We start from the raw sequence: 13,749 nt of genomic DNA, 5'->3' as shown, positions 1-13,749 counted from the left end.
GCGCCACCTTGCGGTCCCGCCGAATTTAAGCGAAATCGGCGTTGAACTCGGGGTTTACGTGCCGCGGTCCCGCGGCATTTTCAGCACATGACGGGAATTTGATCGGACGGATTTGCAATGAAGGTCACCGTCGAACGCGCGCAACTGCTGAAATCGCTTAGCCACGTGCATCGCGTGGTCGAACGGCGGAATACGATCCCGATCTTGGGAAACGTGCTGGTTCGCGCCGAAACCGCCAAGTTGTCGCTGAAGGCCACCGATCTCGATCTGGAGGTGACGGAAACGCTGGTAGCGGAAACCGGAACCGGCGGCTCGACCACGGTTCCGGCGCACATGTTCTACGACATCGTCCGCAAGCTGCCCGACGGTGCGCAAATCGTGCTGGAAGGCGACGGCGACCGCTCGGTTTTAACCATCCGCGCCGGACGCTCTCGCTTCACCCTGCAGACGCTGCCGGAGAACGATTTCCCGGACCTCGCGGCTGGCGACATGACGCATGCCTTTTCGCTGGCTGCAGCGGACCTGAAACGGCTGATCGATCGTACCCAATTCGCGATCTCGACCGAAGAGACCCGTTACTATCTCAACGGCATCTACCTGCACGGCGCGGGCAGCGCAAAGAGCGCGACGCTGCGCGGCGTTGCGACCGACGGTCACCGCCTGGCACAACTCGATCTCGCGCTGCCCAAGGGTGCTGAGGGAATGCCCGGCGTCATCATCCCGCGCAAGACTGTCGGCGAGGTGCAGCGGTTGATCGAGGACAGCGAGGCCGAGATCGGGATCGAATTGTCGCAGGGCAAGATCCGCTTCACCATCGGCCACGTCGTGCTGACCTCCAAGCTGATCGACGGCACCTTCCCGGACTACGGCCGAGTGATCCCGCAGAACAACGATAAGGAACTGGTCGTCGACAAAAAGGACTTCGAGGCCGCGGTCGATCGCGTCTCGACGATTTCCAGTGAGCGCGGCCGCGCCGTGAAGCTGGCGTTATCAGCGGGCAAGCTGGTTCTGTCCGTGACCAACCCCGATTCCGGCAGCGCCACCGAGGAACTCGAGGTCGAATACGCCTCCGACGCACTCGATATCGGATTCAATTCACGCTATCTCCTGGATATCGCCGCGCAAATCGAAGGCGAAGCTGCGGTGCTGAAGCTCGCCGACCCCGGGTCACCAACGCTGGTGCAGGACAGGGATTCCAAGGGCGCGCTCTACGTGCTGATGCCGATGCGGGTGTGATGGCCCTTTAGCCGCACCCGGCGACAACGAACCAACATCAAAGTCACGCCCACGAAGGCGGGCATACAGTATTCCGTTGGAACATCCATTGCCCGCATCGCACCTTATGGACGACCGGATCATCGTGCCTTCGCGGATGATGACCGGGGATGTGATAATCGTTGCCCATGATCTCCTCCCGCATTCGCCGTTTGAGCCTCACCCGCTTCCGCAACTACCGCGCCGCGACGTTCGAGACGCATAGCGAGATGGTCGTGCTGGTCGGGCCAAACGGCGCCGGCAAGACCAATTGCCTTGAGGCCGTATCGCTCCTGTCGCCGGGACGCGGATTGCGGCGTGCCACGCGCGAAGACATCGCTGACAACACGGACGACGGCTCCTGGGCGGTGTCGGCCGAGGTGCAGGGCGCGCTCGGTCTTGCGACGCTCGGCACCGGCATCGACGCGCCGAATGATGAAGCCGCACCAAGCGCCCGGCGCTACCGGATCGATCGCGAGCCCGTCGCATCGGCAGCCGCTTTCGGCGACCACCTGCGCATGGTGTGGCTGACGCCTTCGATGGACGGCTTGTTCGCTGGTGCGGCATCGGAACGGCGACGCTTCCTCGACCGCCTGGTGCTGGCGATCGACAACGATCATTCCGGCCGCGTCGCGGCGCTGGAGCGCAGTCTACGCTCGCGCAACCGCCTGCTCGAGATGCGCAACTACGACGATCTCTGGTGCAGCGCCGTCGAACGTGAAACCGCAGAGCTTGCCGTTGCGGTGGCAGCGATGCGCGCACAAACCGTGACACGCCTTTCCGCAGCATTGGAGGCGCGCGGCGGAGCCTCCTCATTCCCTTCGGCAAGAATCGGCATCGGCGGCTGGATGGAAAACGCGCTGCTCACCGAACCCGCAACGACGGTGGAGGATCGCTACCGCGAAATCCTGCGCGCGAGCCGTGCCCGCGATGCCGCCGCCGGCCGCACGCTCGATGGCCCGCACCTCATCGACCTCGAAGTGATCTATGCGCCCAAGAACATGCCGGCGAAGGACGCCTCCACCGGCGAGCAGAAAGCGCTTTTGATCGGGCTCGTGCTGGCCCATGCGGGTCTCGTGGCCGAGATGACGGGGATCACACCGCTGCTGCTGCTCGACGAGGTGGTGGCGCACCTCGATCCTGACCGCCGCAGCGCGCTGTTCGGCGAACTCAAAGGTCTTGGCGCCCAGGTCTGGATGAGTGGAGCCGACCCGGCCGCGTTCGCCAACGTCGGCGCCGGCAGCGAGATTTTCGACGTCGACTCGGGACGGATCGCCCGCCGGGCACCGGCATCGCTTTGAACCAAAGGTTCATCCTGCACGACTAGAGTTTGTTCAACGGCGTTGAATCAGACTCAATGCTCGTCCTTTTGAACGGGATGATCCTATCCGAAAATCGGTTCTCATTTTTCGGGACCATGCTCCAGGCTTTGTACGACATCCTGACCGGCGCACTTGCCGCCCGCCCCTTTTGGTGTTTTCCGGAGAGATCAATCATGCCCGCACCGAAATGCCGACCTCACGCGCCGGCACGTCGATACGTTCTGGCTGCATTCTGGCTGGCGTGGATTGCCGGCGCGTCAGTAGCGATGGCGGAGAGCGGCATGGTCGAGGTCAACCAGTTGCCGCGCCTTCCGGACGCGCAGGAAACCACGGACTCGCAAACCGACCGCGTGGTCTACACGGTGCAGGGCGTGGTGCCTTCCACAGTTCAGTCGGTGAAGACTTTGATGACCGACACTGGCTGGATGCAATATGTGCGGCCACTCGAGGAGACGGCGACCGGTCTGCTGTTCAAGAAGGGCGTCCATGGCCTGTCGGTATCCTTCACACAGGCTCTCGGCCGCCCGGACCGATCCGCGGTCCATTACAGCGCCAACCGGATCTACGCCGACATTCCGTTTCCACCGGGAGCAACGGATATCGTCTACGATGAGCGCAGGCCTTACTTCAGCTGCACAGCCCCCGGCAACACCGACGCGAATCTTGATTTCTTCAATCGCGAACTCACCGCAACCGGGTGGACGGCGTTATCCGCCGACGACGCCAAGACGCGCTGGCCGAATGCCGCAATCGACGACAAGATCGACAATGGTGCGCGCGCCTATTTCAGGCGTGACGATCGTGACAGGCAGTTACCGATCATGGTGTCGTTACGGCGACTCGATGACGACAAAGCCGCTGTCGACATCAGGATCGCGCCATTTGCCCTGCCGCAGGATCTCCAAGCGGGTCCCGATATGGACGGCCTACCGCGACCGGACCATATCATAAACGCCGGAACCACCGGCAACGCGACGTCGGATCACCGGGAGGCGCACGCCACGGTGACCGCCGAGATGCCTACCGTGCTCGCCTTCTATCGTCGCGAACTGTCCGCGCGTAACTGGAAGGAAGAGGCCAAGGGAGCGATCATCACACCAGACGAGGTGTCGCTCAATTTCACCTCCCCTGAAGAGACGGGCACGCTCAAGCTCGGCCACAAACATGATCTGACCCTCGTCAGCTTCGTCATGCAGGTGACGCCGGCCGCACTGGCCGCCCGGGCGCGCGCGAAAAAGCAGGCCGACGACGATTTCATGAAGGACGCGATGTCGATGGCGACGGAGCTGATCGCAGCCGACAGTGCTCATCGCGCGCAACAATCCGCGAAGCTGTCGGATGCTCCCTTGCATGCGCAGTTCGGCAAGGCCACGCCAATCCCGCTGCCGGAAGGCGCGGAGAATGTCGAGTTCGATGGCTCGGACGGCAAACTCGAGTTCGAATCACAATCGAGCGTGAAAGCGCTTGCAGGTTTTTATCGCAGCGCCCTGAAGCCGCTCGGCTGGAAGGCGCAGCCGTCGGTCATCAACAATCCCAACATGGCCGCGATGCAGTTCTCCAAGGGCGGCAAGGAGATTTCGATCACCGTCATGCAGATGGGTCCTAAAACCAATGTCAGCGCGAACGGTTCGGGTCTCGAGATGGCAGATGCCGGCTCCGGCGCTGCCGCGGATGGTCAATCGGCTGCGAAAGCAGCTCCAAAGCCGCTCGAAGCGGAGCCGGATTCCGCGTTGCCGGTCCCGAAGGAACATACCTTGAGTTCCCTCTCAACGGGCAAGCTGCCGGGCAGCGATGCACCGTTCCGCCAGGAGCTCGAGGCCAGCATTCCGGCCGATCTGGCTTCCGTGCTTGCCTTCTATCGCGACGAACTGGGCAAGCGCGGATGGAAGGAATTGCCGGATCGCGCGATCACCCAACCGGATCGCGTCCAACTGGCATTCACCTCTCCCGACGGCCCAGCTATGCTGAAGCTCGGCCGCCAGAACGCCGAGACCACAGTCAACCTCGCGCAGAAGATTCCGGCCGCCGCCGCCAAGGGAGAAGTGCTGCCGAAGCCGGGTCAGGCGAGGCTGATGCTGGGCAACATGGGACAATCGGACGCCACCATCACCATCGACAAGCAGACCATCAAGCTGGCGGCAGGCGCAGGCGGTCCGCAATCATCTCAGCATCCTGCGCTCGATCTGCCGCCTGCCAAATACAAGTACACAACGAAAGTGGCCGGACACCCCGCCAAGTCGGGCCAGATTGAGCTCGGCGCCGACGATGCCTGGGGCCTGATGCTCGGGCCCGATGGCGGTGTGCTGGCGCTGCAGGCTTACTGATGTCACGCGCATGTCTACGCCGAGGTTCAAACCAGCCAACTGACCTGCTCCTCGGCGACCATCAGCCCCGATGTATCGGATCCGCTCCTGATGCGGTTGAGCGGGTTATTATCCGCCGCAATCGGAATGCGGCCGGGCGGCTGTTTTCAGAGTCGCGAATCGCCGTTTTAAGGGCCCCGCGAATCGCCTTTTTCCGTCCTTGAAAAACCGGATAAAAATCACATCTATTCAATAACTTGCAGCGGGTCACTTTGCGCTAGGCGCGGTGCCGCTTTCATGCCAGAAATAGACTTCTCAGCCGCATGTACCGCATACTTCTCGGGACACCTTCTGAAGGCCTTTCATGATCGAACCTGCCCGGCAGCAAATTGCCGATACCGAATCTGGCACGCCAATCGAATATGGCGCGGAATCGATCAGGGTTCTCAAGGGCCTCGACGCCGTGCGCAAGCGGCCGGGCATGTATATCGGCGATACCGATGACGGCTCCGGTCTGCACCATATGGTCTATGAAGTGGTCGACAACGCCATCGACGAAGCGCTGGGAGGACATGCCACCGCCGTCGAGGTCATCCTCAACGCCGACAATTCGGTGACCGTACGCGACGACGGTCGCGGCATTCCCGTCGACATTCACAAGGGTGAAGGCGTTTCCGCGGCTGAAGTCATCATGACGCAACTGCACGCCGGCGGAAAATTCGATCAGAATTCCTACAAGGTCTCCGGTGGATTGCACGGCGTCGGCGTCTCTGTGGTCAACGCGCTCTCCAGCAAGCTGATCCTGCGCATCTGGCGCAAGGACAAGGAACACTTGATCGAATTCGCCCATGGCGATGCGCTGGCGCCGTTGAAAGTCGTCGGCGACGCCGGCGGCAAGCGCGGCACCGAAGTTACCTTTCTCGCATCGACCGAGACTTTCACCAGCGTCGAATATGATTTCGCCACGCTGGAGCATCGCCTGCGCGAACTCGCGTTTCTGAACTCGGGCGTCAACATCCTGCTCTCGGACATGCGACACGCCGTCGAGAAGCGCGAGCAGATGATGTACGACGGCGGCGTCACCGAGTTTGTCAAATATCTCGACCGCAACAAGAAAGCGATGGTACCGGATCCGATCATGATCCGCGCCGACATGAACGGCATCAATGTCGAGGCGGCGTTGTGGTGGAACGACAGCTACCACGAGAATGTCCTGTGCTTCACCAATAACATTCCGCAGCGCGACGGCGGCACCCATCTGGCCGGATTCCGCGGCGCGCTGACGCGGCAGGTCAACGGCTATGCCGAAGCCATGGCCAAGAAGGAGAGAATCGCGCTGACCGGCGACGACTGCCGCGAGGGCCTCACCGCAGTGCTTTCGGTGAAAGTGCCGGACCCGAAATTCTCGTCACAGACCAAGGACAAACTGGTGTCGTCGGAAGTACGGCCCGTGGTCGAGAACGTCATCAATGAGGCGCTCGCCGCCTGGTTCGAGGAACATCCCACCGAGGCGAAGCTCATTGTCGGCAAGGTTGTCGAGGCCGCTGCCGCCCGCGAGGCCGCGCGCAAAGCGCGCGAACTGACGCGGCGTAAGGGTGCGCTCGACGTCGCCTCGCTCCCCGGCAAGCTCGCCGACTGCCAGGAACGCGACCCGGCGAAGTCGGAACTGTTCATCGTCGAGGGCGACTCGGCCGGCGGCAGCGCCAAGCAGGGACGCAACCGCGAATTCCAGGCCGTCCTGCCGTTGCGCGGCAAGATCCTGAACGTCGAACGCGCGCGCTTCGACAAGATGCTGTCGTCGGAGCAGATCGGCACGCTGATCACCGCGCTCGGCACCGGCATCGGCCGCGAGGATTTCGATCTCGCGAAGCTGCGCTATCACAAGATCATCGTGATGACCGACGCCGACGTCGACGGCGCGCATATTCGCACGCTGCTGTTGACCTTCTTCTTCCGCCAGATGCCGGCGCTGATCGAGGCCGGCCATCTCTATATCGCACAGCCGCCACTCTACAAGGTGACCCGCGGCAAGTCCGAGCAGTACCTGAAGGACGAGCGGGCGCTGGAGGACTATCTGATCGAGACTGGCCTCGACGACTGCGTGTTCAAGCTCGCCACCGGCGAAAACCGCGGCGGACGCGATCTGCTGGCGCTGGTGGAGGACGCCCGCGTGATCCGGAACGTGCTGCAGAATCTGCATAGCCGTTACAACCGCGAGGTGATCGAGCAGGCGGCTATCGCCGGCGTGATGAATCCGAGGATCACCGAAAATCTGGCCACTGCCAACGCCGCCGCCGATTACATCGCGAAGCGGCTGGACGCGCTCGCCGACGAAGTCGAACGCGGGTGGATCGGCCGCTTTGCGGAAGGTCAGGGCTTTTTCTTCGAGCGCACCGTGCGCGGCGTCAAGGACGTCGCCATCATTGACGACGCGCTGCTTGGCTCGGCCGATGCGCGCAAGCTGGATGAATACGCCGCGAAGCTGCAGGACGCCTATCCGCGGCCCGGCCTCTTGCGCCGAAAAGATACGGAAACCGCGATCCATGGTCCGGTCAGTCTGTTCGAGGCGGTGACCGACTCAGGGCGCAAGGGCGTGGCGCTGCAACGCTACAAAGGCCTCGGCGAGATGAACCCGGACCAGCTCTGGGAAACCACGCTCGACACCGGCGAGCGTACCCTGCTGCAGGTGAAGATCAAGGAGGTCGACGAGGCCGACGACATCTTCACCAAGCTGATGGGCGATGTGGTTGAACCGCGTCGCGAGTTCATCCAGGACAACTCGCTCAGCGCCAATGTGGACGTATGAATCTGCGGCGTCTCAAAAGGCGCGTCCCGGCCCAGCACGGATAGCGATTGCGCGAGCTATCGCACGACACCGGACGTGAATCCGGGTCTACGATGCGGCGGTTTGATTTCCTTTTTCAGGAAGCATCGCGCGGCTTTGCCGGCGTATCCCGGCCGCGCATAGGTCCAGGCCCGGCACTTGCTATCGGTATCGCAGGCATGCCTGCAAATCTGATCCGCGTCGGCTCTATCGTCTTTCTTGACTTCGAAATTGCGATAGTCGCCGCCCGAGCGATCGGTGGAGGTCTCCACCGGACCGATCCGTCGCTCGATCACGCCCGCGCCGCGAACGCCGGACACGCAACACCGATTCGCGATCCGCGGCGGTACGGCGTTCTTGAGCCAGCACACCGCGGTTTCCGACCGTTCGGTGGGATAGCTGAAGCTCCAGGCTCGGCAGTGGCGGTCGCGTTCGCATGCCAAGCCGCAATCGGCCGGATCGCCCGAGCGCAGCGGCGCCCGCAGATAGTCAGCGCCCGGTCGATCGAAATTCGTCTGGGCATAGGCCGGACGCGTCGCCGGAACGGAGATCGACAACAGTGCTGCCAGCAGCGTCAGGCCGACCTTGGGTGCATAGGCTTTCATCACGTGCCGCAAAACGACGTATCCCGAACAAGGACGTGCGCGGATGGGCTTCATTAAATCGCGACCTCGATGTACGTCGGATGAACAATTGCCGCGAAACAACCCGCTGACCCAATGATCCCTCGATTCGGCAGAATCGAATCTCCCACACCCGCAAAGCAAACGGAACGGATTTGTATTTGTCGCCCGTTCCGCCGCCTGTTCGCGACGCGACCCAAGGCTCCTCTAAAAAGCGTATTCGCTATAGGCGGGTTCCACGGACCCAGCCCACGCGCCGTTGAACTTCTCCAGCATCTCTTCTGCCGGAGAGCGGCCCGAATCCAGAATTTGATCGAGCGGCTCCAGATGCCGCGACTCATCGCGACCGAAATGGTCGATACGACCGCGCCGGCGCAGGCCTCCATGCGCCAGCATAAGGCACTCCTTGGCAATTTCGAACAGATAGCGATTCTTGATCCGAGCCTTGAATCCCAAGCGCGAGACGTCATCGCGCCACGCCTGCCGTTCCTGCGCGTTCCAGCGCTTCGCGATGTCCCACGCGGCATCGAGACTGGCGTCGTCATAGAGCAAGCCGACCCAGAACGCCGAAAGCGCCGGCAGACGCGCCCAAGGCACGCCGTCGGCGCCGCGCATTTCCAGATACCGCTTGAGCCGCACCTCCGGGAAAATTGTCGACAGATGATTGGCCCAGTCCGAAAGAGTCGGCCGTTCGCCGGGGATGGCCTTATTCCTGCCGTCAAAAAAATCACGAAACGATGAGCCGGATACGTCGATATAATTTTCGCCGCGTTTGACAAAATACATGGGAACGTCGAGCGCGTAGTCGACCCAGCGTTCGAAACCCATGCCGTCCTCGAACGCCCAGGGGATCATGCCGGCGCGAGCGTTGTCTGTGTCGCGCCAGATTTCCGAACGATACGACAGGAAACCATTCGGTTTTCCTTCGGTGAACGGAGAATTTGCGAACAGCGCCGTCGCAACCGGCTGCAACGCCACCGACACCCGCAGCTTCTTGACCATGTCGCTTTCGGACGAGAAGTCGAGATTGGTCTGCACCGTGCAGGTCCGAAACATCATGTCGAGGCCGTAGCGGCCGACCTTCGGCATGTAGTCGCGCATGATCCTATAGCGGCCCTTTGGCATCATCGGAATCTGCGCCAGCGACCACGAGGGCGTCATGCCGAGGCCGAGAAATCCAATACCGAGCGGCGTCGCGATCTCCTTGACCTGCGCCAGATGCGCTGCAAGCTCGGATTGGGTCTGATGCACTGTCTCGACCGGCGCACCCGACAGTTCGAACTGTCCTCCCGGCTCCAGTGAAATCGCACCGCCCCCGGTGACGTCATAAAGACCGATGATGTTGCCCTGCTCCATGATCGGCTCCCAGCCGAGCAGCAGTTGCATACCCTCGAGCAAGGCGCCGATGCCGCGCGACCCTTCGTAAGGCACCGGGTCGTGACCCTGAAGCGTGAACGGAGTTTTCTCGTGCTCGGTGCCGATGCGGAATTCGGACGAAGGCTTCACGCCTGCCTCCAGCCAAGCCACGAGTTCGTCGCGCGATTGCAGCGGCGTCATATCGATCTGGTCACGCGCCATGAAAGATCCCGATGCGGGGCGTTGCGATCGAGCGCACGCGGTGTCGGTTTAGAAGAGTATCGAGCCGTGGCCCGCAATCGCGAAAGATGAAAGAGACATCATCGCGCGGACGCACCGTCTCTCACTGCAAGCGCCTGAGCCTCATTGCAGGAACAACCGGGCCGGTCAAGCAGCCCGCAAAGCATTGCGGCGTCAACCGAGCGTTTGGAGCCGACTTGCCGCTCGACCGACGCCAGAATTCTGACGGACCCAGTTCGTGGTCGCTGACTATTCGTTTGCGGTGCAAAAGGTCGAGCACGAATCGGCTCGGCTTAAATGACCTGACGGCTCCGGAATGGCGCTCATTACTATTGGAAAATAATGAGAGCACCATCACGAAAACCCAGTCGCACGGTAGAACCGAAATCCAACAATCTTAGGTTGCAAAAAGAAAATCTACACACGCTTAAGGTGTTGATCCTGCACGTCACAGTCTCAAAATGACACTTTTAGCGAGCAGCGCCCCAGTCTTTAACTCCTTGTTTACCGTAACACGAAAAGGTTGAGCCTCGAGGGCGGGACCCGCGCCGGTTTGGAATTGTCTTATTCCAGACGGGCTCGGGGAACGTGAGGGCGCATCTTGCGCGGTCGACACTGGACGAAAGCATGAATTCGCGTGGATCGTCGAGCGACGACGGAATCGAACCATCCGGCCGCGAGGGGGCGGACGCTGCCGCGCGGCGCGCCGGCGTATCCCGCGACGACGGGCTCAGCCCCGACGCTGGCGGTTTCATACCGGGTCCAACGCAGCCGGTAGTCTCGAGCCAGGATGACCGCGACATGGCGGACATTCATCAGCGGCTGGATTCCATCACGCGCCAGATCGATCAGTTGTCGACCCCGGCCGCAAACGGCGAACCAGCGGTCGCGCGCCAGCTCAACGATGCCATTTCGCGGCTCGATGCCCGGCTCGCCCGGGTCGCCGCCCAGACACCCACAGAGAATACGCAGCAACATGCCTACAGGGCCGATCGAGGCGTAACCGAGGTTTACAATCGATCGTCATCACCGGAGCCTGTCACGCTCGAAGTTGCGATAGCGGAAGTCATCGCGCGTCAGCACGAACTCGATGAGACTTCACGCGCGTCGTCCTCATACAGCTCAGCACCTGCAGCCTCAGCGATGAGAACACCGCGACCGGCGGCGGATTTCTCCGGCCTCGAACGGCAACTGCTCAAAATCACGAGCCAGATCGAATCGTTGCAACGCCCGGACGGGATCGAGCAGTCGATCGCCGCATTCCGCATCGAGCTGGCCGGTCTCCGTCATGTCATTACCGAAGCTATGCCGCGCCGTGCAATCGAGCCGATCGAAAACGAGATTCGTTTACTTTCGCAGCGCATCGACGAGATCCGCCAGAACGGCAGCGATGGTCAGGCGCTGGCGAATATCGAACGCTCCCTCAATGAAATCCACGATGCGCTGCGATCACTGAAACCGGCGGAACAGCTCGCAGGATTTGACGACGCGATTCGCAATCTCGGCAACAAGATCGATACGATCGTGCGGGGCAGCGGCGATACCGGAACGATGCAGCAGCTCGAGAACGCGATCGGCGCGCTTCGCGGCATCGTCTCCAACGTTGCCTCCAATGACGCGCTGGTGCGGCTCAGCGACGAACTCAACATGCTGTCGTCTAAAGTTGATCAGCTCGGCCGACCTGAGAGCCACGGTGATTCTTTCTCCGCGCTCGAACAGCGCGTGGCCGCACTGACGGAGACCCTCGAAAACCGCGAAAGCACGGCCTCGGGCAGCAGTTCCGAACAACTTGAGGAGGCGGTGCGGGCGCTGTCCGAGCGTCTCGACCGGCTGCCGGCCGGCCACGACTCGTCCTCGGCGCTGGCGCACCTCGAACAGCGGGTCTCATTGCTGCTCGAACGCCTGGAGGCCGCCGGCGAACATTCAGGACCCAATCTTGGTCGCGTCGAGGAAGGTTTGCAGGACATTCTGCAATATCTGGAACGGCAGCAGGCCGGTCTGGCGGCACTGGCCGAGAACAGTCCACGAAGCGCCGGCCCGACCATGGACAGCGAGGTCGTCGAGGCGATCAAGCGCGAACTGTCCGAGATGCGCTTCTGCCAATCGGAAAGCGACCGTCATACCCAGGACTCGCTTGAGGCCGTTCACAGCACGCTCGAGCATGTCGTTGACCGGCTGGCGATGATCGAAAGCGACCTTCGCGCGGTTCGCGCCCAGCCCGTCCGGGCCGAGCCATCCCGCGACGGGATGCCGAAACAGGCGACAGGTCTGCCGCCCAAGCCGGAATTGCCGAACCCCGTGCTGTCGCAGATGGCCACGCAGTCCGCTCCGGCCGTCACCGCAACAGCGGCGCCGATCCCGCGCGCCATCGCTGACGTTCTGATCCCCAAAGACACCATCGATCCGGATCGGGTTGCGCAATCCGCGACCGCGCCCTCGCCGCATCCTGCGGTCGGCCCGGAGTTGCCGCCCGATCATCCACTCGAGCCTGGCACCCGTCCGGCAGGACGCACAGCATCGCCGTCGGAGCGAATCGCGGCCTCCGAAAGCGCGATCGGCGACGCCGCCGAAGCCTCACGCGAACAGTCCGGCTCATCATTCATCGCCGCCGCGCGCCGCGCGGCGAAGGCGGCTGCCGCCGCTGGGCCACCCCCCGACAAGGCCGGACGAACCAAGGTCGCCATCGAACCGGCACGTCCCGCCACAGGCGGATCGAATATCACCTCCAAGGTCCGCTCCCTGCTCGTTGCAGCGAGCGTGGTGGTCATCGTTCTCAGCAGTTTCAAGTTCGCGATGACGCTGCTCGACGGCTCTCCGCGCGAGACCCTCAGCGAGAGCGGCCCGGCCGCTCCCGTGACGAAGCCGCCAGCCGACGCCGGACCCGGCACTGAAACTCCGCCGTCGCCGTCGATGATCGCGCCCACACCGATCGACCGCCACTCGATGATTGCACCGTCGGCCGGCGACAGTGCGGCGCCGACCGCAAACCCATCAGACGCGACGCCTGCGAGCCAGCCGGAGACCACATCCGCCGACGTCACCGGTACGGTCCCGGACGCACACGCGCTCGAACCGGCTGCAACTCCGCCTTCCGAATCACTCCCCGAGAGCATCGGCGGCGCTACGCTGCGCACCGCCGCGCTCCATGGTGACGCCGCGGCCGCGTTCGAAGTCGGCGTTCGCTATGCCGAAGGCAAAGGCGTCACGGTCAATTACGACGAAGCCGCGAAGTGGTACGAACGGGCGGCGCATGCTGGCATCGTGCCTGCCATGTTCAGACTTGGCACCCTGCACGAAAAGGGACTCGGCGCGAGTAAGGACGTTGATACGGCGCGGCATTATTATATACAGGCGGCCGACCGGGGTAACGCCAAGGCGATGCATAACCTCGCCGTACTTGATGCCGATGGCGGCGGCAAGGGCGCCGACTACACGAGCGCGGCGCAATGGTTTCACAAGGCGGCCGAGCGGGGAATAGCCGACAGCCAATTCAATCTCGGTATTCTTTATGCTCGCGGCATTGGCGTCGAACAGAATCTCGCGAAATCGTACAAGTGGTTCAGCCTCGCCGCCGCCCAAGGCGACGTGGATTCAGGGCGCAAGCGCGACGAAGTCGCCAAGCGACTCGATCCGCAGTCGCTCGCTGCGGCCAAGCTGGCGGTTCAAACGTTCGCGCCCACGCCTCAGCCCGACGATGCCGTCAACGTTCCCAGTCCTGCCGGCGGATGGGACAGCGCGACCGCGAAGCCCCACGCCAAAACCGCGCCACGCAAGTCCGCGACGGCGACCCCGGCGATGGCGCGGCATATCGCGCATTAATCCAGCTT

General features: G+C 62.5%; 7 protein-coding genes. 5 read left to right on the top strand and 2 right to left on the bottom strand.

The window, feature by feature from the left end; genetic code table 11:
- Positions 1-117 precede the first annotated feature (117 nt).
- The 4 genes from dnaN to gyrB all read left to right on the top strand — a co-directional run bounded on the left by dnaN (position 118) and on the right by gyrB (position 7,685).
- Positions 118-1,236 carry a DNA polymerase III subunit beta gene (dnaN, locus tag AC1RT6_RS14580; RefSeq protein WP_079445283.1) on the top strand — a complete coding sequence of 373 codons (1,119 nt, stop codon included), beginning with the start codon at positions 118-120 and terminating at the stop codon, positions 1,234-1,236.
- A 167-nt stretch (positions 1,237-1,403) separates the two neighbouring features.
- The gene (recF, locus tag AC1RT6_RS14575) at positions 1,404-2,555 is read left to right on the top strand and encodes a DNA replication/repair protein RecF (protein WP_079445282.1); all 1,152 of its coding nucleotides are present in this window, start codon (positions 1,404-1,406) and stop codon (positions 2,553-2,555) included.
- Between the two features lie 194 nt (positions 2,556-2,749).
- Entirely contained in the window at positions 2,750-4,900 is a 2,151-nt protein-coding gene (locus tag AC1RT6_RS14570) for a hypothetical protein (protein ID WP_079445306.1), read from the top strand.
- A gap of 343 nt (positions 4,901-5,243) precedes the next feature.
- Positions 5,244-7,685, top strand: a complete 2,442-nt coding sequence (gene gyrB, locus AC1RT6_RS14565; RefSeq protein WP_079445281.1) for a DNA topoisomerase (ATP-hydrolyzing) subunit B — start codon at positions 5,244-5,246, stop codon at positions 7,683-7,685.
- Positions 7,686-7,741: 56 nt separating this feature from the next.
- On the opposite strand, the gene AC1RT6_RS14560 is transcribed toward gyrB, so the two are convergent.
- Positions 7,742-8,308: a PAN domain-containing protein gene (locus tag AC1RT6_RS14560; RefSeq protein WP_079445305.1), complete on the bottom strand. Its 567-nt coding sequence runs from the start codon at positions 8,306-8,308 to the stop codon at positions 7,742-7,744.
- A 225-nt stretch (positions 8,309-8,533) separates the two neighbouring features.
- Positions 8,534-9,904: a glutamate--cysteine ligase gene (locus AC1RT6_RS14555; protein WP_079445280.1), complete on the bottom strand. Its 1,371-nt coding sequence runs from the start codon at positions 9,902-9,904 to the stop codon at positions 8,534-8,536.
- A gap of 645 nt (positions 9,905-10,549) precedes the next feature.
- On the opposite strand from AC1RT6_RS14555, the gene AC1RT6_RS14550 reads away from it, so the two are divergent.
- Positions 10,550-13,741, top strand: a complete 3,192-nt coding sequence (locus tag AC1RT6_RS14550; protein WP_079445304.1) for a tetratricopeptide repeat protein — start codon at positions 10,550-10,552, stop codon at positions 13,739-13,741.
- The last annotated feature ends 8 nt before the right edge of the window (positions 13,742-13,749 follow it).

The organism is Nitrobacter sp. MLSD-S21 (genome assembly GCF_058809865.1).
Note: the sequence above shows the minus strand (reverse complement) of the source record. Positions and strands in the feature narration are given on the sequence as shown.